Genomic DNA, 22,216 nt, shown 5'->3' on the forward strand with positions numbered 1-22,216 from the left:
CTTCCTCGACGAGAGCGACGAAGAAGGGGCGGGATGCGGATGCCACCGTGAGCTGGAGACCGGCTCGATCCCTGATTGGAGCGGATGCTACTTGGCTGCCGCCTGTCCGGGTAGCCACAGTGCGAGGTCCGGCCAGAAGATAAGAATCACCAGGAACACGACGCACGCTGCGATGAACGGCATCACGCCCTTGAACACGTCGGTGATCTTGAGTTTCAGGCCCATGCCCTTGGTGCTGGATTGCGATATCGCCAGGACGACGAAGTTCATCACGCCCAGCGGTGGTGCCACCAGGTCGATCTCGGCGAGCACGATCAGGAACACGCCGAACCAGATCAGGTCGACATCGAGCGCGACAAGTGGACCCATGAACACCGGGATGGTCAACAGCATCATCGCCAGGGTGTCGAGGAAGAATCCAAGCACCAGGTACACCGGAATAAGCAGCAGCAGGAATCCGAGCTGAGACAGGCCGAGGTTGATGACAGCGTCGGCCACCCACTTCGCCAGGCCACTCAGCGCCATGACGCGGGTGAGCAGGTTCACCCCAACCAGGAGCAGCATGACGGCGGCGACTGCGGAGACCGCCTCCATCATCGTGCTGGAGAAGAAGGTTCCGACGACCTTGCGAGTCGGGATCGTCGTGACGCCGCGCTTGAGGCCCTTCCTGGACCGTCCCACAACCACGATCAGGCCCAGGATGAGGGTGATCAGTGCACCGTAGGCCCCGGCCTCCGTCGCGGTGAAAACGCCGAAGTAGATTCCGCCGAGGACGACCACGATGATGATCAGCATCGGCACCACGTGGATGAGCGAGGCCAGCCGCTCTTGCCAGGAGTAGCGGACGCCACGGGGTGCGGACCGCGGGCTGAACGACGCCCACAGGATGATCACGATCGTGAACAAAGCCGCCAGGGCGAGCCCGGGGAGGATGCCCGCGAGCAACTGCGGACCCACCGGGGTCTCAGCGACGCCGGCATAGATCACCAGGAGAACGCTCGGCGGGATGACCTGCCCCAGGGTCCCGGCCATGCCGGTCGCCCCCATCGCGAGGCTGGGCTTGTAGCCCGAGCGGATCATCTCAGGGATCGAGACCCGGCCGATCGCGTAGGCGATGCCGATCGTGCTGCCGCTTGTTGCCGCCATGCCGGCTCCGGCGAAGGTGGTCGCGATCGCCAGCCCGCCTGGGAGTCGACTGAGCCACTTGCGGGCGGCGTCATACGCGCCACTCATCAACCCGCTCTTCCCGAGGGCGACACCCATCAGAACGAACATCGGGATGACGCTCAGCGACCAGGAGGCGAACGACTGGAAGACGACTTCCTTCAGTGTCCCTTCAACGGCCCGCGGCCCGACGAGAAGGTACAGTCCGAGCATCGCTGCACCGGACATCGCGATGCCGATCGGAATCTTGAACAGCATCAGCGCCATCATGAGCAGGATGATGACGAAGCCGACGATGAGCTTGCTGGAGGGGAAAACGAACAAATAGAGAGTCAGGAGGACTGTCACGCCCGCCGTCACGATCAGGCCGATCGTGAACCGACGTGCGGTCAACGCGTCCTTGATCTCAACCGGCGTCTTGATCCTGGCCTGTTGGGGCGCTTCGCGCAAGGTCGTGCTCATCGTTTCTCCACATTCCCGGTCGTGACGAGCTCGTCCTTGAGTTCGTCGAATACAGTCACTTCCGCCTCGATTACAGCCGTCGTCTCGTCGTCGTCGGCCGGAACGAAGTTCTCCACCGTTATCGCCCTCAAGAGGGTCGCGAGTGTCTGCAGGAGCAAGCCGACCATGCCTACGGCAACGATCCAGCGGAACGGCCAGATTTCCAGCCACGGCGTGCCGACGGCCTTCTCTCCGAAGTTCAACGCTTCGGCGGCCTTCTCGGCGCCGTACCAGATGAAGAACGCCACGGTCACCAACGTGAAGACCATCGAGACGATCTCGATGACCCGCTGGGTACGCGGGCCGGTCGGCGCCGTCAGGAGGTTGACGCGGATGTGCTCGTTGCGCAGGAGCGAATACCCCAGCCCGAGCGAGATGAGCGCCGGCATCCACGCGAACTGTGTGAGGTCGAGCGTACCCGGCAACGGACGGTTGAAGGCGAAGCGCCCCACGACGTCAAGCGCGACGTTGAGCATCAGCCCAACGATCGCAATGCCACCGAGGATCGCCAGAAGTGTGCTGAAACGGTCGATCCACTTCAGCCAGGGTACGCGCTCGGTCGGGTCATCCACGGTTGCCATCAGCGGCCTCCCGTCGCGCAGACTGCCGCTCCTGCGGTCGAATTAAGCTCACGTGAGTACGTCATACTCAACCCCTTTGTTGATGGTTCCCGGCACGGGTCCGGCCTTGTTTGCCGGGCCAACGATAACACAAAGAAAGGGTCTGTGCTGTTAATCCTTGTCAGGATGCTGGAAGGCCAGCCACGGGCTCGCCTACGGACGTCTCTCCGCCTGTCGCGCGGCGGCGAAGACGGTGGGCGAGCACGCTGATCACGACCGTTCCGACGACGCTTGCAATGGCTGCGACAGGCGGGATCCACCGCGCTCCGAGCGCCTCCAGAACCCCAGCGCTGACCGCGGTCCCGATCGCACCGCCGGCCTGAACGAGGGCGGCGAACAAGGCGAACGCCGTTGCAGCGTTGGGCGGATGGAGGCGGCCCATCTCGACCTGCGCGGCGGGGAACGTCACATTCTGCGCGAGGCTCCAGGCAACGACGACGATCGCCGCGATCACGAAACTCGACGCCACCGAGAACAGCGGCGTGGTGACGGTGATCGCGACGAATCCGCCGATGGCTACGGGATATCCTCCGAACCGATCGATGAGCCTTCCGCCGAAGGCAGCGGCGACCACGCCTGCGAGCCCGTACATCACCAGCAGAATGGGAATGTCGATGTCGGAGATCCCCGCCGACTCCTTCAGGAGAGGAGCGAAGAAGGTGGTGATCGAGTACTGGCACCAGGCGAACAACAACGCGCACAGTCCGAGCACGAGCACAGCCGGGCGGCGGAAGGGTGCGAACTGTTCCGCGACCGTCGCCTTCACCGGTTTCGGGGTGGGTGGGATGAAGAACAATCCGATAAGGCCGACGATCCCGAGGGAAGCGAGGAACAGAAATGCGCCCGAGTACCCCAGCCAGAGTCCGAGAAGTGAACCGATAGGCACACCGGTCGCAATTGACAGGAGGATACCCGCGGTCAGAAGTCCGAGTGCCCGGCCCTCTCGCCCGGGTGGCGAGATCGCGATGGCGATCGCCGCCGCCTGCGGCGGTATTGCCGCCGCAGCGACCGCGACAATCACCCGAGACAGCATGAAGGTCCCGACATCTTGCGCGAGCCCCGACAAGACCGTGCCGCCGACGAAGAGGAGAAGACCCCCGGCCATGATCGTCCGTCGCCCGAACCGCGACAGCATGATCGGCAGAAACGGCCCGATCGCTGCGTAGGTCAAGGCGAACACGGTCAGGCCGAGGCCTGCGATCGCCTCGGTCGTGTTCAACCCCGTGGCGATTGCGGGAACGATGCCAGCCATGATCAGTGCGTTCGTTCCCACCGCATACACGGCGAACAGGACGAAGACCAGTCGCCAGTTCACGCTGCCACCCTCGTGGTCGCCTGTTCGGTGGACTTGCGCGCCCGCCGGACCAGTATCACGCCGCAACAAATGAACGCGGCAGTAATGGCCGGCGGCCCGGCTGCGAAGGCTGTCCAACTGGCCCCGGCCGCCGTCAAGATCGCTGCGCCCGCCGCGCCGCCGACCGCGGCCCCGAGCTGGACAGCCGACATATTCGCTCCCACCACCGTCGCGGGGTTCTGCGGATGCATGCGACCGAGGACGACATTCGTGGCCGGTCCGATGACGGACCCGGTCAGGCCGAACGCGGCGATGGAGAGGAAAGCCCCGAGGGCTCCGACCGGCGCCCCCAGGAGTGGAGTAACGACGCTCATGACCATGAGGCAGACGACAATGACGGCCAGACCGCCGAATCGATCGATCAGCCGCCCCCCGATGGCCATGGAGACGACGTTGCAGACACCGAACACGGCCAACGCGGCCGCGACCATCGTGACGTCAACACCAGCGGCCGAAACCAGGATGGGAGACAGGTAGATCAGCACGATGAAGAACGAAACCGAGTAGAAGAAAGTGAACGCCAGGACGGCCAGGACCGGAGGCGAGGCGAGCGGCCGGAACTGCTGCCGGACGGATGGCGCAACCGGATGCACGGGGATGGCCAGTCGCATTGTCATGAGTGCGATAACGGTGACCACACCGATGAGCGCTGTCAGCAGAAAGGCGATCGGATAGCCGAAGGCGTTGCCGAGAAGCGTCCCGACGGGGACTCCGAGTGCCATCGAGACCGCGAAGCCCATGCTCACCCATGAAGCGGCAGCGCCCTTGCGGCCAGGCGGAGAGATCTCAATCGCCGCTGCTATGGCCTGTGCGGCGTACGCCGCTGCGCCGAGCCCGCTGATGGCCCTGGCCAGGTAGAAGCTCCAGATGTCCCACGCGAAAGCCGAAAGGAGGACACCGATCAGAAAGACGATCATCGCGGCGATCAATATCGCGCGCCTGCCGAATCGCGAGAACGCGATGGGGATGAAGGGGGCTGTCAGCGCGTAGGTCAACGCGAGCACCGAAACGCTGATGCCGACTGCGGCCTCGGTGGTGTCAAGGCTTCGGGCGACCGCTGGCAGGAGTCCGGCGACAAGCAGCGAATTCATACCGCTCGCGACCATCCCGAATGCGAGGACAAGGATGCGGATATTCACGTCCGATCTCGGAAGGTCTCACGGAGGTCGGCAACCCACTCGTCAGGTATCTCCCACGGTATGAAGTGCCCGCCACGCTCGTGGGCGCGGAGGTTCGTCGCGTTGAACCATGCCGCCCTCGGGAGGCGTTGGTAGTGCGCCACCCGCTCTTCGGTGGTCACCCCCGGAGGGTTCTCGAAGCCGGCGAAGGTGATACCGGTCGGCACGCCGACTTGCGGCATCCGGTCGTGGGACGGCGTCCACGGGTAGCGGTTCGTGTTTGCGTAGGTGCGCATCGACGTTCCGATCGCGTCATTGACCCAGTAGATCATCGCGTGAGTGAGGATGTCGTCCGCCGAGAAGACATTCTCGATCTCACCATCGCAGTCGCTCCAGCGGCTCCACTTCTCGAGCAGGTAGGCCAGCAGCCCAACCGGCGAATCGGAGAACCCGAACGACAGCGTGCTTGAACTGAACATATGAGCGGCCACGTGCATCGCGAACTTGCGAGCGATCCCCTTCGCTCCGGCGCGGAGGTCTTCGGGGACGTCTGCGGGAAGGGTTGCGCCGCCGGTGACGTCCCAGGCCCGATCGCCTTGGAACGCGGTGAGCGGTATGGGCAGCCCGAGGTGCAGGCCGATCACTTCATCTTCGTACTTGTGTGCCAGCTGTGCTGAGACGAGCGAGCCGAAGTCGCTCGCTCCGACGGCATACCGGTCGTGGCCCAGCACGTCTCGCATGAGGGTGTGCCACAACTCCGCGGCCTGAACGAACGTCATATCAGGGTGGTTCGGCAGTGGCGTCGAAAACCCGAAGCCGGGGAAGCAGGGCGCGATCACGTCGAACGCCGGCTCTCCGGCGGGTGGTTCGGCGAGTGGGTCCATCACTTTCGCCCAGTGCCAGAACGTCCAGGGCCAACCGTGCGTGAGGATGAGCGGAACAGCATCCGGCCGCGAAGAGCCTCGGCGCATAAAGTGCACCGGCACGTTGTTGATCTCGACCGTGTATTGCTCGAAGCGGTTGATCTCCGCTTCTGCACGGCGCCAGTCGTATCCGGTTAGCCAGTACTCGACGAGCGGCTCGAGGCGCTTGCGGCTGACGCCGTAGAACTCGTCGTCGTTCCCGGCGTCGACGGGCCATCGGATGTTGGACAGACGCCGGCGGAGGTCGTCCAGGACCTCCTCCGCGACATGGATCGGGGTCGGGGTGAGCGCGTCAATCCCTCCCAGCGTCTCTCCCCCGCCGTGGAGGACAGGCATCACCAGTCGACCATCAAATTGCGAACCCCGTAGATGAAACCGTCGTTCTGCATGGTGACGGGCTCCGGCAGGTCGGCCAGACGGAGGGTGGGCATGCGGGTCAGCAACTGCTCGAAGGCAAGGTAGAGTTCGGCGCGGGCAAGGTTCTGACCGAGGCACGAGTGCACGCCCGCCCCGAAACTGATGTGGGCGCGGTCGTTGCGGTCGATATCAAGCTGGTAGGGGTTCTCCCAGCGCCGCGGATCGTAGTTCGGCGAGCTGATCGTGACGATGACTCCGTCGCCTGCGGTGATCTGCTGCCCGCCGATGACCATGTCCTCCTTGGCGACCCGCGAGAGCGTGCCATCGACCAGGGAGTGCATCCGGATCATGTCCTCGACCATCCCGGGGATCAGGGACCGGTCAGCTGCGACGCGCTCCCGAATTGCGGGCGCGTCCAACAATTGCAGCATGCCCATCGAGATCGTGTTCGCAGTCGTCTCATGGCCGGCCACGATCGTCATGAACGTCTGTCCGAGGATCTGACGGTGCTCTATCTCTCCCTTCCGGGATTCTTCGATCAGCGTGCCGATCAGCCCGTTGCGCGGGTTCTCATACTGCGCGTTGATCTCGGCATCCAGGAGCCCGTACATCTCCTGCGCGGCCGCCACCAATTCATCCGCCGGAGTGGAGGCGGACGTGGTGAGGTTGGACAGCCGCTGGATGTCGCCGCTGATCGCATAGTCCACACCCAGCAGCGCACAGATCACCTTCGTCGGGATCACCAGGCTGAGTTCCTGGTGGAGGTCCACCGGGCCGCCTGTGGCCAGGATCGCGTCCACAGTCTCCGTGACGATCCGCTCGAGCTCCGGCTGCAGTTCGCTCACGCGCTTCGCGGTGAACTGGCGCGCCATCATCCGTCGGTATTTGCCGTGCATCGGCGCATCCATGTGTCGCAGCATGGTGTCGTTGGCCCTCGACGTCACACCCTTGCGCACCTTCGGGAAGTGCGGATGCTGTGCGTCGACCGATATGCCCGGGTGCTCCAGGGTCTCTCGAACCTGCTCGTAGCGCAACACCACCCATGCCCGTTGGTCGCTGTGCAGCCCCACCGCACCGACCGCCGATTCCTCACGCCACTGCTCATAGGCTGCCGGTGGCCGGAACGGGTCGTCGCGTAGTTGCGGAAAGGTTGGAGCCTTCGCGGGCGTACTTTCGGGTGCGGTCGTTGTGGTCATCCGGTGCCAACTCCTCATTCACTGCGTTGTGATGGGTTACGGCCGACGGCGTCATCGGCCTTAATGATTTAAATCATAGCGGTTTTGCTTTCCGCGCATCCGACTATAGGAGTGCTGTGCACCTCGGGATCACAGTCCCGGCCACTCCCGATCGGCATCCGATCCCTTTCAGATCGCGGTGTCGCAGGGCGATGTCGACGACCTGTGGAGGCGCCTTTCGGTCACGCGCTTCCCGGACGATCCGGACAATATTGACGGCGACTACGGCTTCCCCGCCGCTGGCTTGCGCGAACTGGTGGACCACTGGCGGCACTCCCACGACTGGCGGGCCACCCAGGAGCGGATGAACGCGCTCGAGCAGTACGCGGTGACGGTGGACGGAGCCAATCATCACGTCTTCGTCGCGCGAGACGGTGTTCAACAAGGACGACCTCTGCGATATCGCGTCAACCTACTGGTTCACCGGCACATATGCCAGTTCGGCACGCTACTACGCGAACGCCGTGCGGGACCCCTGGCGTCCCGGGCATGACCGCCTGCCGGTGGTGCAGGTGCCGTCTGCAGTCTCGGTGTTCACTGAGGACATCCGTCGCGCGCCTCGCGCCTGGGTTGAGCGCTATTTCGATCTACGGCAGTGGCGAGTGCACGACCGCGGTGGTCATTTCGCGCCTTTTAAGCAGCCCGACGCCTTCGTGGCGGATGTGCGTGCTTCCTTCCGGGCCCTGCGGTGAGGGCTTCCCGGCGAGCCCGCAAAGTGCCCCTTGTCTCGCCGGAGCGCTTCTTATCTGGGTAATGTTAGCGAGGATACCCCATGACGAAGGAGCGTGCCGCAAGTGGAAGCCAATACTCTGCTGCTGGGAGCCGTCTCGGTCGAAGACGCTCGACCCCGCCGGGTGCCGGCCTCAGCAATGGAACGATGGACTGCTGACACGGTCCAGGCCTCGCGGGTGCCTGCGGGCGTCCGGTTCGGCTTCACCGGCGACGCGGCGGCCGTCGACATCGACGTCCAGACGGGCGATGTGCTGGCGCTGGCGACGCCGGCCGACCACGGCGAGTTCACGGTCTATGTCGACGGTGAACGTCGGGGAGCCGTCCCGGTCACCGCTGACACCACGACCACCGTGCGCATCGAACTGCCCGAGCGGAATCCCGACATGACGGTCGAAATCTATCTTCCCGAGCGTTTCGAGCCCCGCCTCTTCGGCGTGCACGCACAGGGCGGTGAGGCTCGACCGCTCGAGCTCTCCACGAAATGGGTCGCATACGGTGACTCAATCACCCAGGGATGGACCAGCACGGATCCCGGTTCCGCCTGGACCGCGGTCGCCGCCCGGGCGACCGGCTTCGATCTGCTGAATCTCGGGTTTGCGGGCGCTGCACGCGGCGAGTTGCCGGTCGCGGCTCACCTGGCCGCCACACCAGCCGACGTGATCAGCCTCGCATGGGGCACGAACTGCTGGTCGCAAATCGAGATGGATGCACGGTACATCGGGGAGCTGATGCGACTCTTCCTCAGCATGGTGCGGAACGGACATCCTGAAACACCGATTCTCGTTCTGAGTCCGGTGATCCGGCCGGCCGCCGAAGAGACGCGAAACGGCTCGGGAGCGAGCCTCTCCGACCTCCGCGGAGCCATCGAGGAGGCTGTTGACGCGTTCCGCGACGAAAACGCGGATTCCCACGTGCACCTCGTGTCTGGGGCGGGTCTGATCACGACAGGGCAGCTCGATCCCGACGGAATCCACCCGAACGATGCCGGCCATGCCGCGATCGGCGCCGCGGCTGCGGCGGCGCTCACGCGGGTCGCGCGTTGACCGGTACCGCCCGAGCCTGACCTATCCCGGCAGCCGCACGTTCGTGAGGTTCTCGGTCACCGTCCAGAGGCGCTCGGCCAGGTCGCGGTCGAGAATCCATGGCCGCGCCCCGGGCGTGGCTGTCGTGGATGCGTCGACGGGCTCGGCGATGTCCACGTCTTCGCAGTAGACACCGCCCATTCCGTCGAGTCGGGGGTTCACTGCGCACCAGACCGTCGTTGCGGCGCCCTGCTCCGCGGTGCGCCGGGGGCCGTATGTCGCCTGAGCTCGCGCACGAGCTGTCTTGACACGGTGTCGTCGAATGGGCGGTTTTCGAAGTGGAGGTCGTCGAACTCCAGGTTCGCGAAACGGTGCCCCCGCGAAGACAACGTGACCACGCGGGCTCCCTCAGCCCGGATCAGTGCCGGCCAGAGCCGCGCCGTCAGCTGGTAGTGGCCGAGGTGGTTGACGGCGAGGGTGTAGTCGAAGCCGCGGCTGTCCCGCTGCCGGGGGTGCCCGAGGACCGCGGCATTGTTGATGAGCATGTGCAGCGGACGACCGGAGGGATCCCCACCATCCCGGTCAGGTCTGGTCCCCCGAGCGCCTCATCCGCCGTCGTCTCGGGGCCAAAGCCCGACGGAAGCGGTTTCTGCGGGGTCATCACCGGCGGGTCGCTTGCGTGGCGGGTTGGCTGCTCATCGGGCGGTGCGGTGAGGCTCGCTGCCAGCTCGTGCTTCAAGACCTTGCCGCTCGCGTTCACGGGAAACGAGTCGACGAAGAAGTAGCGCCGTGGCCGCTTGTAGTTCGCGAGCCGCGCCACCGCTGATTCGACGAGTTCGGTCTCCTCGACGCTGGCGCCGGCCTTCGGAATGATGAACGCTGCGCCCACCTCTCCGAGCCGGTCGTCGGGGATTCCGACGACCGCAACGGCGGAGACGCCGGGGTGGGAACCGAGCACTGCCTCGACCTCCGCCGGGTAGACGTTGAATCCGCCGACGATGAACATGTCCTTCAGCCGACCGGTCACGCGCAGGTTGCCCGCCGCATCGAGTGCCCCGAGGTCGCCGGTGTGCAGCCATCCGCGCTCATCCGTCAGTGGGGTGTCATCGTCCAGGTAGCTCACCAGCGTGTTGTACCCGCGGACGCAGATCTCACCGACCTCGCCGGCATCGGCGTGGGCCGCGTCCGGTCGCAGGACCGCGACCTCGACGCCGGGAACCGGACGGCCCGCCGTCAGCGCGACCGTGTCCACCGAGTCCCCGAAGCGGGTCAGGGTCGCAACGCCGGTCGCTTCGGTCAAGCCATAGGGAGAGAAGACCCGTTCGATGCCCAGTACCTCGTGCATCGCCCGGATCAACGACGGGGGGATCGATGTCGCGCCCGTGACAGCGATCCGCAGGGAGCTCGTGTCAGTCGACTGCAGCGCGGGGTCCTGCAGAATCGTCTGGAATACCGTCGGCGGAGCCGGATAGAACGTGATGGCTTCGGATTCGATCAGTCGAAGCGCCTCTGCCGAGGAGAAAACCGCCACGGGGTACACGGTGGTGCCTCGCACGAGCGCCAGGAGGAGTCCGACGAGAAGCCCGAAGGCATGGAAGAAGGGATTGCTGAGCAGGACACGGTCCCCCGTCTCCACGCCCAGGATGCCGCCCCATTGCCAGTAAGCACGCAACAGTTGGCCGTGCCCGAGGCGAATGCCCTTCGGGCGGCCCGTCGTTCCGGACGTGAACAACATCATCCCGGTGTCATCAGGGGTCAAGCCGGCCACCCGGGCGTCCACCTCGCGGCGGTGTTCTTCGGTCCCCCGGGCGATGAGACGTTCGATGCTGTCCGCTCCTCCGCCGTCGAACGTGACGACGGGAGCGCCTCCCGCCAGGATTTCCGGTCGCTCCGCCCGGTGGGCCGCAAGCTCGTCCGCATACGGCCGGTCGAGAAAAGTCGTGACGGTGAACACCGCTTTGACGGATGCCCGGCCGCAGATGTCGCCGGTCTCGGTCACGGTGAATCGTGTGTTCAACGGGACCAGGGCCGCGCCGGCCAACTCGATTCCGAGCACCGTGGCCGCGAAATCGGCGGAGTTGGGGGCCCAGATGCCGACCCGGTCGCCTTTGTGCACTCCGATGGCGACGAGACCAGCCGCGATCGCCTCTGCCCGATCGATGTACTCACGGAAGGTCCAGCGCAGGTCGCCCTCGACGACTGCCGGTAAATCGGCGAAGTGCTCGCCTGCCCACCGTGCGGCCGCCGCGATCGTCGTGATGCCTACAGCCGGAAAGTCCGGAATGTCTTCGTTGGGCCTCATGCCGCGAATCCCGAGAGGCGCGGCGCTCGTCCCGACGCAATGATGGACCGTCCGACTGCCCCGGACAATTGTGAGGCACCGCCCAGGAACGCGGACAGGAACAGTGCGCGGCGCACGAGGCGCGCCAGGGGAAACTCGTCGGTGAAGCCCATGCCACCGCATACCTGCAGGCCATTGCCCACCGCGGTATCGAGTGCCTTCGCAGCCAGCGCTTTCGCCGTCAGGATGGTGACGGAGTCCGGTTCACCCTCCCAGGTCAGCGCGGCCACAGCGCCGGCAGCACCCAGTGCGACCTCGATGTCGGTGAGGCGGTGCTGGACCGCCTGATAGCTGCCGATCGTCCGGCCGAACTGTTTGCGGCTGGTGACATGCTCCACGGCGACGTCCAGGATGGCGCGTGCGAGTCCCATCGATTCGTGTGTCACCGCACGGCGGGCAGCCATTGCGAGCAGAGATGCGTACTCGGGGCCCAGTTCACCGAGAACCGTTGCGGCCGCGGCCGTGACCCGGCGAAGCCCCAGTGCCGGATCGGCACCTCTGATCGGGTGGAACGTGGTGCCCTCGGCATCCAATACAGCGAGCACTGTCGTCCCGTCCTCGCGGCTCAACGGTGCGAGGAACGTGCCGGGGTTGTCGACGCGGGACAGGACGATGCCGTCCACATCCGTTGCCTTCGTCGCGCTGAGAAGGCCCACGGCATGACGTCCCGGCGGGTAGTAGACAACCGCAGGACGGTTCTCGAGAGAGAGCTCAGCGCCAGCCGCAGCCAGCGCGATCAGCACTGCCGCGTCCAGTGCCTCGGATCCCACGGCGGCCGCGCCGAGGCCCTCGAACAATGCACCGACGGCGAGTTTCGGGTCCTCCTCGGCGAGTTCAAACCAGCCCATCTCGTCCAGATCCGCCCACAACAGTCCCTGGGGCCTGGAGGCGATGAGATCCCGCGTCGCCTCGCGGACTTCACCCTCGAGTTCGTCAGCCACGTCGTTCCTCTCGGGGAAGGCCGAGCACGTGCTCGGCGATGATGTTCTTCTGGACTTCGACGGCGCCACCGTAGACAGACGCGGCCCGCGAGTAGTACCACTCGCCGCGGATGCGTTTTGAATCGGCATCGTCGCCGAAGAGGAAGTCGTTCACCCGCAGTGCACGGACAGCATCGCTGACGACGTGTTCCGCAGAACTCAACAGCGTCTTGTCAATGGACACCTCTGGCCCCAGCCGCTCCCCCCGGGCCAGACGCTGAACGGTCTGTCGGCTGCGAGCCCGCAGCGCTGCCAGAGCGACATAGGCTGCACCGACGGTCTCGCCTGCCGCAGGGTGCGTACCCGCCTTGGCGATCAGGTCGTCGAGGGCTGCATGCATGATCGCCTGACGCTGCCATGCCCACATGCCACGCTCGTACTGGAGCAGGTGCATGGCGACTTTCCAACCACCGTCCACCTCGCCGATGATGTGATCGGCTGGCACCCTGACGGCGTCGAAGAAGACCTCAGAGAACTCGGCCTCCCCGGTCGTCGTCTGCAGCGGCCGCACGGTGACCCCCGATGATTCGAGGTCGACCCAGAACAGCGTCAGGGTGCGGTGGCGACCTTCCGGGGCCCCGGTCCGGGCCAGGACGCCGCACCAACGGGAGCGATGGCCGAGGGAGGTCCAGACCTTTTGTCCGTCGATCACCCAGCCGTCGGCGGTCTGCTTCGCTGTCGTCCGGAGACTCGCGAGGTCGCTTCCGGCTTCGGGCTCAGAGAAGCCCTGGCACCACAGCTCACGACCTTCGAAAACGGCCGGGAGGGCACGTCGCGCGAGTTCCGGCGCGTAGGTCGTCAACGCGGAACCGAGGACTTCGAGGGCGCCGACCTGCTCAGGCATACCGAATCCGGTCTCCGTCAACGCGTCATAGAGCGCGGCGCGATCGGTTGCGTCGCCGCCGAAGCCGCCCAGATCTTCGGCCCAACCCCATCCGACGATTCCCGCGGCGTGAAGCCGCCCGAGGAGCGCAAGACTCTTGTCCACGCGCGTCTCAAGTTCGTCGTCGGGACGGGGATTCAGGTCTGCCAGTTCCGCTGCGTGCTCGGTGAGCCACGCAACGAAGTCCGGTCTGGTTTTCACGTGGGAACCTTCCGTCATGGTCATGTCAGTGTGCCGTCCATCCGCCGTCGACAGTAAGCGTCTGACCTGTGACGTATCGGCTGGCATCGCTTGCCAGATAGAGCAGGGCGCCGTCGAAGTCTTCGGGAGTGCCGTGGCGCGGGAGCAGCGTGTTTTGCAGGATCCACTGTTGAACCTTCTCCAGCCCGATGACGTCCTTGGTGATCTCGCTCTCGAAGAAGCCCGGGGCGATGGCGTTGACTCGGATGCCGTAGCGGCTCCACTGTGCCGCCCATTCGCGCGTGATGGATTCCAGTCCACCCTTCGACGCTGAATACACGGCCTGTGGGAAACGACCGATTCCGACGCTCGCGACCATGGATGTGACGTTCACGATACTTCCCGTTCCCCGCTCGCGCATGCCGGGCTGGAACGCCTGGACCAGGCGGATTGGCGACACCAGGTTGACGTTGAGGGTCGAGGTGATCTGCTCTGCCGTCTCGTCTTCCGCCTTCACCCCACCGGCGATGTAGGCGGCGTTGTTGACGATGATGTCCGGGGTGCCGTATTCGGCGCGAACGCGCTCGACGATGCCGTCGACGTCGTCGGGCCTCGCCAGGTCGGCCCGGATGGCAATGCTTCCAGCATGGGCGGCAACGAACGAGTCCAGCAATTCCACGCGACGCGCGACAACCGCCACGTGCGCGCCGGCGCCGGCCAGCACGTCGGCGAAGCGTCGTCCGAGGCCCGCCGATGCACCAGTCAGTACGGCGGTCCTGCCTTTGAGGGAGAAAATCTCGAGGGGCGAGAGCATGTCGTCCTTTCTTATACCCGCACTGCGGCCGCGTCGCGTCTGGCCGCTCCGGCAGCGATCGGGAACAGGCTTGCCCAACCATTCTCCGCGATGAGCTCGGCGAGGATGAGCTGCCCACGTGTCTCACCCTCGGGCAGTCGACGGTAACCCTGGGTGTGCCGAGAATACTGTGACATGTTCGTCTCGTCGGCGAATCCCATCGCGCCGTGCAGTTGGTGGCCGGCACGCAGCACGGTGTCTGCGGCCTGGACTGCAGAAACCCGTAACGCGACTGCGTCCACCAGCCCGGTCGAGCGATCATTCTGGGCGATCGACCACAGCGTGTACTTCGCCAGTTCGGCCAGTCCCTGCACTGCCACGATGACGTCAGAGAGGCGGAACTGCGTGGCCTGGAATTTGATGATGGGTCGACCGAACTGTTCGCGCTCGTTCGTGTAGAGGACCGTATCGTCGAGCGCTCGCTCGAGGGCGCCGAGCAGCCACCAGGATTGAAGCGCGATTACCAGCTCAGCGTTTTCCTGCGGCACCCCGTAGTCGATCTCAGCGTCGATCTCGGCGACGAATTTCGCCAATTTCTCGCCGATCAGCGGACCGCGCTGGGTCAGGAGTGCGGAATCGCCGCGCAAAGTAGCAGCAGCCCAGTTCAGGTCGATGTCAGCGTGCACTGCGGCACGTCGCCCCGTGGTGGGAACCAACAGGATCCCATCTCTCCCCTCCGGGCGGGCAAGCCGCTCGGCGATGGGGTACATCAGCAGCCGAGCACCTGCTGCTCGACATGCTTCGGCGGCCGCCTCCAGTTGCACCTGGTCTTCGCGCGGAGCTATCTCCCAGATCCCGAGCGGACCGAGCAGACTGTCAACGCGCTCGCCACGACTAGCCGGATCTCGTTCGAATTCGCGCGTGAGATCGACGCCGCCGGCCGCGTCGATCGCCTCACCGACAGCCTGGCCGAGCTCGAGCGCCTCTTCGGAAACCGTACCGTTCATTTCTTCGCCACCATCCTCCGGCCGAGCGCAATCCGATTCATTTCGACGGTCCCAGACGACACCGTCGCTGCTTGGGCATATCGCCAGTGATCCTCGACTGCGCGAATATAGGTCATCCTGTGATCCGTGGTACCCAATCCCCACGCTCCGACGACATCCATGAGCACCTCGGCGACCTCTTGGTCAAGGAGGGTGCCGGCGATGCGATACGCCGATGCGTCGGCGGGGTCGAGCTTGCCACGTTCCTGGGCCGCCACGACGGAGTAGGCCATCAGCTTCACCCGTCGCGAGTTCATCAGTGCCGTTGCCCATCTCTGCACGATTGAGTCGGGCAGTTCGTGCCACAATTCGCCCAGGGCCGCCGGCGCCTCAGCGAGAAGCCGCTCGCAACGGGCATAACGGGCGATTCCAATGCGCTCGAAGGCAAGCACTTCGTTGATGATCGTCCATCCGTCGTTCAGTTCTCCGAGGAGGTTCTCCTCCTTCACGAACGCACCATCGAAATACACCTCATTGATGTGGTGCGGGCCGATCATCGCGGGGATGGGCCTCACTTCGATTCCGGGCTGGTCCATTTCGATGAGGAAGACCGAGATGCCGTCCTTCCGACTCTCTTGTGTTCCGGTGCGCGCGAGCAGAACACACCACGACGCCATCCCTGCGTACGACGTCCACACCTTCTGCCCGTCGATCCGCCACCCACCGTCGACCTTCGTTGCGCGCGTGCGCAGCGATGGCAGATCGGAACCGGCCCCGGGCTCGCTGAAGCCCTGGCACCAGTCGACCTCGCCGCGTGCGATCGGCGGAAGGAAGCGCTCTTGTTGGTCGCGGGTTCCGTAGCGCATGATGACCGGACCGATCCAGTTCAGCCCCATGTACTGGGCGCCGCGGGGTTCGTGGAAGGCCCACATCTCTTCGCGCAACGCGGTCTGTTCCCACGGACCGGCGGCACCACCACCCCACTCGATCGGCCACGTCAGCGCGAACAGGCGGTTCTCGCCCAACAGCCGACAGAAGTCCTTGGCGATCTCGTGATCGTTGGGATCGTCGGTGAAGGCACCGAGATAATCCACCGGAATTGATTCGGCGATTAGTCCGCGTATCTGCTTGCGCAGTTGCACGGTCTTCTCGTCCTCAGCGAAGTCGAGCATCTTTGCCTTCCCGCCGGTCATTTCGAACGGCGTACGAATGGGCGACGGACAAGCCCGCCACGCGTCTTACGGATCAACAAGTGCCATCATATCAATAATTGCCAGTTCAGTGTGCGTTTTCCCCCGCTCGATAGGTTATTTGGTGCTATACATACAATGCTTGGGCTACTAAAGAGCCTGTTACCGACGAAAACCGCGAGTGACGCGGTTCGGCACACTGCATAGGCGCAGGGATGAGGAGAGCACGTGTTTACAGGAGCGCGGTCACGGTTCGTGGAATTGAACGATCGAGGCGACCAGGCGATAGGAGCGTGGGTGACATCCGCCGACTCGTCCACCACGGCGATCTTCGGCGAGATCGGGCACGACTTCGTCATTATCGACGGCGAGCACGGTGCACTCGGGGTGCGTGACATCCTCCAGCACATCCGGGCCGCACAAGCGACCGGTACGGCGGCGATCGTGAGGGTGCTCAAGGGCGACCCGACTCAGATCCAACAGGTCATCGATCTCGGAGCGGACGGTGTTCTCGTACCCAAGGTGGAGACGGCTGAGCAGGCAGCCGCCTGCTATGCCGCTACCCAGTACCGCTCGGGCGGACGCGGATTCTGTCCGATGGTGCCGGCTGCAGGCTGGTCGGGCGAGAACTGGACGGAGCACGCCAGTCGGTCGAACCGGGAGATCATCTTCATTCCACTCATCGAGACGGTAGCGGGAGTCGACAACTTCGAAGCGATCGCCGGCGTCGAGGGCGTGGAATTCGCCTTCTTCGGTCTGGGCGACCTGGCCCAGGACATGGGAACAGACATGTATGCAGGGCGGGACAAGCTGATGGAGATCTGGGAGGACTGCCGGAGCACGGCCGCACGTCTCGGCTTGCGGCTTGGTGCGCCTGGCGGCGTCGGTTTCGAAGGCACGGCATTCGTGACGATCGGCGGCGACCTGAACTACGTCAGGGCGACCGGTGCTGAACGCCTCGCGCAGTTCCGCAGCGCTGCGCCAGTCAGCCTATGAGAGAGCCGGCCGCCTCGCTGACGGAGATCGGCGCAACGACATCGCTCGAGGTCGGCGTCGGCCACATGTTGCTCAACATTGCCGATCCGAACCCAGGCCACGAGCGTGAGTACACCCGCTGGTACGAAGACGACCACTTCTTCTCGGCGGCGATGATGGCTCCGTTCGTGTTCTCCGGGCGGCGCTGGGTGGCGCCGGCAGCCTTGCGCGCGCTCCAGTACGCTCGCGCCGACGGCGATTACGACAACTCGACCGGCGGCAGCTACGCTGCCACATACTGGATCGCCCCCGGCCACCTGAACGACTACTTCGCGTGGGCCGCGGGAACCGGTCCGCAGCTGGACGCCCAGGGCAGGAACTTCGCCGACCGTCGATTGGTCTTCACCTCATTCGCCGACCACGTCGGTACCGCCTACCGAGACGACCATCCAGCACGAGATGTGCACGCGCTGATCGACCCCCCGGGGGGCCTCGTCGTGCAACTCATCGACGTGCCGCAGGCGTCGGACCGTGATGAGGTCGCTGCCTGGCTGATGGGGTCTTTCCTTCCGGAACGGCTCGGGCGCGAAGGAGCGAGCGCGCAAAGCGTGCTCGTGTTCCGCGGCGCGGCCGACACGTCGATGATGCGACCCGCCCTCCGCGACATGCAGCTCCGGGCCGACAACCAAGGCCGGCGGTTGCTCCTGCTCTGGTTCCTGGAGAACGCCCCCAATTCCGTGTGGGAGAGCGAGTTCGCCCCGCTCCCGGAGCTCATTGCACAGACGCGACGCGGAGCAGTCGAGTGGATGTCGCCGTTCCTCCCCGCGCGAATGGGAACGAACGAGTTCACTGACCAGCTGGGCATCCAGTGACCACTGACAATTGAATGCTTATAAGAATTGACAGTGATGCGCGCTCCGGCTAACGTGATGCTCGGCTGCGCTTGCGCGAACGCGACGATGGTCAATCGTTCAATGAAGAACCGCTTCAGAAAGGCGAGCAAGGATGACGCTCATCGAAACACCCACGATCGGAACCGAAGTCGATTTTCTGGCGCGAGCCAAATCCATCGCTGGAATCATCGAGGCCGAGGCGGAAGCCACTGAGCGCGAAACCGACGTGACCGACGTCGCGGGTGACGCCCTGAAGGAGCAGGGACTCTTCTGGATGTTCGTCCCGAGGCATTACGGGGGCGGCCAGGCCGACATCGTTACCGCCCTCAAGGTCATCGAGGAGGTTTCGCGCGCCGACGGCTCGACGGGTTGGGTGCTGATGGCAACATCGATCGGCACGCGGAACAGCTCGTTCTTCCTGCCGAAGGAAGGGCGAGATGAGCTCTTCAGCGGGCCGACCAAGGCCATCACCGCCGGTTACGCCGCTCCACTCGGCAAGGCCGTCGAGGTCGAGGGCGGCCTGGTAGGAAGTGCTGAACGGCTCCAGTTCGCGAGCGGTTCGAAGTTCACCACCCACCTCGCTGTCACGATGCGCATCTTCAATGAGGACGGCACTCAGAAGATGCTCGACGACAAGGCGCCCGATATCCGGGCTTACATCGCGCCGAAAGACGAGATCACGATGCTCGGCAACTGGAACGTCTCGGGGCTCGTCGGAACCGGAAGCTACGACTACGCGCTTGCCGAGCGATTCCTGCCCGACAAGTACACCCTGCGGTCGACATTCTGGACCGATCCTTCGCTGCCTGTCGTCGGATCCGAATTGAACCGCGGCACTATCGGATTCGCCGGTCACATCGGCGTGGTCCTCGGCCTCATGAAACGTGCGCTCGAAGAGGTCGCCAACGTGGTCGCGGGCAAGCCACGCCAGGGCTACGACACCACGGTCGACAAGAATCACGTGTTCTTGAACGACTTCGCCAGGGCAGACGCCAAATACCACGCGGTCCGCAGCTACGCCTTCGAGGTACTGGCCGAGGCCGAGGAATCGGCCCACACGAAGGGCGAGGTCTCGGCCGAGCTGACATCGCGCGTCAAGCAGGTCACCACCTGGGTGCACGAGGTAGGCACGGAGGTCGTGAACTTCGCCGCACTCTGGGGCGCCTCACAGACCATCCGCAACCCAAGCGCCCTCGGGCGCGTCCTGCGTGACATGTCGGTCGCCCGCAACCACCTGGCCGCCGATCCGATCGGCCTCATCCAGTCAGCCGGTCCAATCCTGTCGTCCTGGCAGCGAGCGAAGTAGGAGGCCACGTGGCCAGCGAACAGGCTCAAAGGCTCGCCGAGCTCTACACCAGCTGGAACGAGCGCCGCGCCGCAAATCAGAACGAGCAGATCGGCTTCCTCAGGAGCCTCTTCCTCGAGTGGGAGCAAGCAGGCACCGAAGCGCCGGGCGTCTGGTACGAGACGGTGGACTCGCCCGTCAGCGGTATCCGTGCCGTGCCTCCTGCCGCTGACACCAGCGCTGCCATCCTCTACGTGCACGGCGGCGGATACATCGGCGGGAGCTCATCCACCCACCGCAAATTCACCGGACACCTCGCGAAGGCGATCGGCGCTCCCGCATTCGCCGTCGACTATCGGCTGGCGCCCGAGCATAAGTATCCGGCGCAGCTCGACGACGTGCGTGCTGCGTTCGACTGGCTCGTCAGTGGCGGCGTTCAGCCGTCGCGGATCGTGGTCGCGGGTGACTCTGCCGGCGGAGCGCTGGCGACGGCACTGGCCATTCAGCTTCGCGATGAGGGCGCCGAGGGACCGGGTGCCGTCGTGGCGCTCTCGCCCTACTACGACAGTGAGGGCAACGGCGAGACCTTCGACACCAATGCACCTCGCGACATCATGGCCGGGGCTCGCGGCCGCGCCGGGATCCGGGCGAATGTGTCAATGTTCATCGCCGACGAGAACCAGCGCACGAGCCCATACGTGACCGCATTGCGAGCCGACGTCGCGGGATTACCGCCACATTTCCTCAGTGTCGGCGACACCGAGCTGATGCACTCCGGCGTGGTCACCTTCGGCGAGATGCTCAGGGCAGAGGGCATTCCCGTCACAATCGAGGTGGTCCCCGACATGCAGCATGTGTTCCACCTGATGGCCGGTTGGGCCCCTGAAGCGGATGACTCGGTCAGCGCAATCGCGCGATTCGTCACCGAACACGTCCCCACACAACTGAAAGAAGCCCTGAATGCCCCTGCTTGACAACCCGTTCTCACTCACCGGCCGCAGTGCCGTGGTCACCGGCGCCGGCAGCGGCATCGGCAGGGGCATCGCGCTCGTTCTCGCCAGCCAGGGCGCCACAGTCTGGATCGCTGACGTCAACGACGCCGGCGCGGCCGAAACGGTGGAAGATATCCGTGGGCGCGGCTGGAGCGCGGAGAGCGCCTCGCTTGACGTCACGGACCCCACAGCATCCCATGCGCTCGCCGACCTGATCGCCGATGCGCACGGCTCGCTTGACATCTGGGTCAACAACGCCGGCATCACAGCGGACAGCGCCCCGTCCGTGGTGAGCGACGAAGAATTGGCCAGGATCTGGACGGTCAACTTCCTCGGCGTCGTCCATGGTTCGCAGGCCGCGGCCAAGAAGATGGTTTCGCAGGAACGCAAGGGCGTGATCGTCAACATCACCACAGGCGGAGTTGACCGTGCCATTGACGGCATTGCCGCGTACACCTCTTCGAAGGCGGCCGCACACCAGTACTCCCGCTCGCTCGCGCTCGAGCTGGGTCCGAACGGCGTCCGCGTGAACACTGTCGCCGCCGGCTGGGTCGAGAGCGGCATCACGCGTCGGCACTTCGCCGGGAGCGCCGAGCGAGACCGCCACCTTCAAACGCAGGTCGATCGCACCCCGCTCGGCTTCGTCGGGGATGAGTACGACCAGGGCTATGCAGTCCTGTATCTGGTTTCTGATGCGGCGAGGTTCGTCACGGGCGCAGTGATGCGTCCGAACGGCGGCACCTCCATGCAGTGGTAAGGAAGGGAAGCGAAATGCGATCATTCACCGGATCGGCCGTCGTCACTGGAGCAGGAAGCGGGATCGGGCGGTCAATCGCCCACGTTCTCGCGGGTCGCGGCCTCGGTGTCGTCGTCGCTGATGTCGAGCTTGCTGCTGCAGAGACGGTGAGCGGCGAGATCGTGGCAGCCGGCGGGCGGGCGATCGCGAACCAGGTCGACGTGCGCGACCTGGCCGCGATGGAAGCGATGGCCGACCGGGCGGAGGCCGAGTTCGGCCCCACAAGCATCCTGGTCAATAACGCCGGAGTCACTCTGCGCCCGTTCCGCGCCTCGTGGGACACGAGTTACGAGGACTTCCGCTGGATGTTCGACATCAACTGGTGGGGTGTCGTTCACGGGCACATGGCGTTCGTGCCACGGATGCTGGCTGGTTCCGGTGAGCGGCACATCGTCAATACCGCCTCGACGGCCGCGATCCACCCGTTCGCCGGGCACTCGTCGTACTCGGCGTCCAAGGCGGCCGTTGACGGCTTCACGATCGCGGTGCGGGCGGAACTCGAGATCGCCGCGGAGGGGTTCGGCGCGAGCGTACTTTTCCCAGGTCCGATCAAGACCCGGATCACCTCCAGCGCGAGGCTTCGACCGGCGGCCGAGTCCGACGCGTCTACCTCGGTGAAGCCGTGGTCGGACTACACCGGCGACCAGGCGAGCAGCAAGCTCATCGAGACCGCCGACGTCGAGGGCGAGCTCCCCCACAGGGCGAGCAATTCGTCTGAGATCATCGACGCCGATGCTGTCGGTGGCATCGTCCTCGAGGGCATCGATCGCAATCAGCCGTACATCATGACCCATCCGCCGCACGAGGACCGCATCTCACTCCGACGGGACCAGTTGTTCGCCGCCGGACCGCGCTGAGGTGCCATCGGGCGGATCTGATGAATCTCCTGAGATAGG

At 64.9% G+C, this 22,216-nt stretch carries 22 protein-coding genes; 9 read left to right on the forward strand and 13 right to left on the reverse strand.

The window, feature by feature from the left end; all coding sequences use genetic code 11:
• Positions 1-87: 87 nt before the first annotated feature.
• From AB4Y94_RS02720 to AB4Y94_RS02745, 6 genes are all read right to left on the reverse strand, one after another.
• On the reverse strand, positions 88-1,626 hold the full coding sequence (locus tag AB4Y94_RS02720; RefSeq protein WP_441724471.1) for a TRAP transporter large permease: 1,539 nt from the start codon (positions 1,624-1,626) through the stop codon (positions 88-90).
• Positions 1,623-2,246, reverse strand: a complete 624-nt coding sequence (locus AB4Y94_RS02725; protein ID WP_441724473.1) for a TRAP transporter small permease subunit — start codon at positions 2,244-2,246, stop codon at positions 1,623-1,625. The genes AB4Y94_RS02720 and AB4Y94_RS02725 overlap by 4 nt, the downstream gene beginning before the upstream one ends.
• A gap of 160 nt (positions 2,247-2,406) precedes the next feature.
• Positions 2,407-3,600, reverse strand: a complete 1,194-nt coding sequence (locus tag AB4Y94_RS02730) for an MFS transporter (protein ID WP_441724475.1) — start codon at positions 3,598-3,600, stop codon at positions 2,407-2,409.
• A complete protein-coding gene (locus tag AB4Y94_RS02735) occupies positions 3,597-4,778 on the reverse strand; it encodes an MFS transporter (protein WP_441724477.1) in 1,182 nt (393 codons plus the stop codon). Before AB4Y94_RS02735 ends, AB4Y94_RS02730 begins: the two co-directional genes overlap by 4 nt.
• Positions 4,775-6,016: an epoxide hydrolase family protein gene (locus AB4Y94_RS02740; protein ID WP_441724605.1), complete on the reverse strand. Its 1,242-nt coding sequence runs from the start codon at positions 6,014-6,016 to the stop codon at positions 4,775-4,777. The genes AB4Y94_RS02735 and AB4Y94_RS02740 overlap by 4 nt, the downstream gene beginning before the upstream one ends.
• The gene (locus AB4Y94_RS02745; protein ID WP_441724479.1) at positions 6,016-7,233 is read right to left on the reverse strand and encodes a cytochrome P450; all 1,218 of its coding nucleotides are present in this window, start codon (positions 7,231-7,233) and stop codon (positions 6,016-6,018) included. The genes AB4Y94_RS02740 and AB4Y94_RS02745 overlap by 1 nt, the downstream gene beginning before the upstream one ends.
• A 178-nt stretch (positions 7,234-7,411) precedes the next feature.
• Between AB4Y94_RS02745 and AB4Y94_RS02750 the strand changes: the two genes are divergently transcribed.
• The 3 genes from AB4Y94_RS02750 to AB4Y94_RS02760 all read left to right on the forward strand — a co-directional run bounded on the left by AB4Y94_RS02750 (position 7,412) and on the right by AB4Y94_RS02760 (position 9,047).
• Complete coding sequence (locus AB4Y94_RS02750) at positions 7,412-7,765, forward strand: epoxide hydrolase N-terminal domain-containing protein (protein ID WP_441724480.1); 354 nt, start codon at positions 7,412-7,414, stop codon at positions 7,763-7,765.
• The gene (locus AB4Y94_RS02755) at positions 7,647-7,964 is read left to right on the forward strand and encodes an alpha/beta fold hydrolase (RefSeq protein ID WP_441724611.1); all 318 of its coding nucleotides are present in this window, start codon (positions 7,647-7,649) and stop codon (positions 7,962-7,964) included. Before AB4Y94_RS02750 ends, AB4Y94_RS02755 begins: the two co-directional genes overlap by 119 nt.
• A gap of 102 nt (positions 7,965-8,066) precedes the next feature.
• Positions 8,067-9,047 carry an SGNH/GDSL hydrolase family protein gene (locus tag AB4Y94_RS02760; RefSeq protein WP_441724482.1) on the forward strand — a complete coding sequence of 327 codons (981 nt, stop codon included), beginning with the start codon at positions 8,067-8,069 and terminating at the stop codon, positions 9,045-9,047.
• A gap of 21 nt (positions 9,048-9,068) precedes the next feature.
• Here the strand turns inward: AB4Y94_RS02760 and AB4Y94_RS02765 are convergent, their stop codons facing one another.
• From AB4Y94_RS02765 to AB4Y94_RS02795, 7 genes are all read right to left on the reverse strand, one after another.
• Positions 9,069-9,248: a hypothetical protein gene (locus tag AB4Y94_RS02765; protein WP_441724484.1), complete on the reverse strand. Its 180-nt coding sequence runs from the start codon at positions 9,246-9,248 to the stop codon at positions 9,069-9,071.
• A 220-nt stretch (positions 9,249-9,468) separates the two neighbouring features.
• The gene (locus AB4Y94_RS02770) at positions 9,469-11,328 is read right to left on the reverse strand and encodes an AMP-binding protein (protein WP_441724486.1); all 1,860 of its coding nucleotides are present in this window, start codon (positions 11,326-11,328) and stop codon (positions 9,469-9,471) included.
• Complete coding sequence (locus AB4Y94_RS02775) at positions 11,325-12,308, reverse strand: acyl-CoA dehydrogenase family protein (protein WP_441724487.1); 984 nt, start codon at positions 12,306-12,308, stop codon at positions 11,325-11,327. The genes AB4Y94_RS02770 and AB4Y94_RS02775 overlap by 4 nt, the downstream gene beginning before the upstream one ends.
• A complete protein-coding gene (locus AB4Y94_RS02780) occupies positions 12,301-13,431 on the reverse strand; it encodes an acyl-CoA dehydrogenase family protein (protein ID WP_441724489.1) in 1,131 nt (376 codons plus the stop codon). The genes AB4Y94_RS02775 and AB4Y94_RS02780 overlap by 8 nt, the downstream gene beginning before the upstream one ends.
• Positions 13,432-13,456: 25 nt before the next feature.
• A complete protein-coding gene (locus AB4Y94_RS02785; protein ID WP_441724491.1) occupies positions 13,457-14,224 on the reverse strand; it encodes an SDR family NAD(P)-dependent oxidoreductase in 768 nt (255 codons plus the stop codon).
• An 11-nt stretch (positions 14,225-14,235) separates the two neighbouring features.
• On the reverse strand, positions 14,236-15,210 hold the full coding sequence (locus tag AB4Y94_RS02790) for an acyl-CoA dehydrogenase family protein (protein ID WP_441724493.1): 975 nt from the start codon (positions 15,208-15,210) through the stop codon (positions 14,236-14,238).
• Positions 15,207-16,382, reverse strand: a complete 1,176-nt coding sequence (locus AB4Y94_RS02795; RefSeq protein ID WP_441724495.1) for an acyl-CoA dehydrogenase family protein — start codon at positions 16,380-16,382, stop codon at positions 15,207-15,209. Before AB4Y94_RS02795 ends, AB4Y94_RS02790 begins: the two co-directional genes overlap by 4 nt.
• Positions 16,383-16,676: 294 nt before the next feature.
• Between AB4Y94_RS02795 and AB4Y94_RS02800 the strand changes: the two genes are divergently transcribed.
• The 6 genes from AB4Y94_RS02800 to AB4Y94_RS02825 all read left to right on the forward strand — a co-directional run bounded on the left by AB4Y94_RS02800 (position 16,677) and on the right by AB4Y94_RS02825 (position 22,177).
• A complete protein-coding gene (locus AB4Y94_RS02800; RefSeq protein ID WP_441724497.1) occupies positions 16,677-17,375 on the forward strand; it encodes an HpcH/HpaI aldolase family protein in 699 nt (232 codons plus the stop codon).
• On the forward strand, positions 17,372-18,226 hold the full coding sequence (locus tag AB4Y94_RS02805; RefSeq protein ID WP_441724499.1) for a hypothetical protein: 855 nt from the start codon (positions 17,372-17,374) through the stop codon (positions 18,224-18,226). The genes AB4Y94_RS02800 and AB4Y94_RS02805 overlap by 4 nt, the downstream gene beginning before the upstream one ends.
• A 133-nt stretch (positions 18,227-18,359) precedes the next feature.
• Positions 18,360-19,553: an acyl-CoA dehydrogenase family protein gene (locus tag AB4Y94_RS02810; protein ID WP_441724501.1), complete on the forward strand. Its 1,194-nt coding sequence runs from the start codon at positions 18,360-18,362 to the stop codon at positions 19,551-19,553.
• Positions 19,554-19,561: 8 nt separating this feature from the next.
• Positions 19,562-20,506 (forward strand): alpha/beta hydrolase, encoded by a 945-nt coding sequence (locus AB4Y94_RS02815; RefSeq protein ID WP_441724503.1) that lies wholly within the window; start codon positions 19,562-19,564, stop codon positions 20,504-20,506.
• Entirely contained in the window at positions 20,493-21,281 is a 789-nt protein-coding gene (locus AB4Y94_RS02820) for an SDR family NAD(P)-dependent oxidoreductase (RefSeq protein ID WP_441724505.1), read from the forward strand. Before AB4Y94_RS02815 ends, AB4Y94_RS02820 begins: the two co-directional genes overlap by 14 nt.
• A 14-nt stretch (positions 21,282-21,295) precedes the next feature.
• Positions 21,296-22,177 (forward strand): SDR family NAD(P)-dependent oxidoreductase, encoded by an 882-nt coding sequence (locus AB4Y94_RS02825; protein WP_441724507.1) that lies wholly within the window; start codon positions 21,296-21,298, stop codon positions 22,175-22,177.
• The last annotated feature ends 39 nt before the right edge of the window (positions 22,178-22,216 follow it).

The sequence above is a fragment of the Glaciibacter sp. 2TAF33 genome (assembly GCF_052114945.1).
Classification (GTDB): Bacteria; Actinomycetota; Actinomycetes; order Actinomycetales; family Microbacteriaceae; genus Cryobacterium.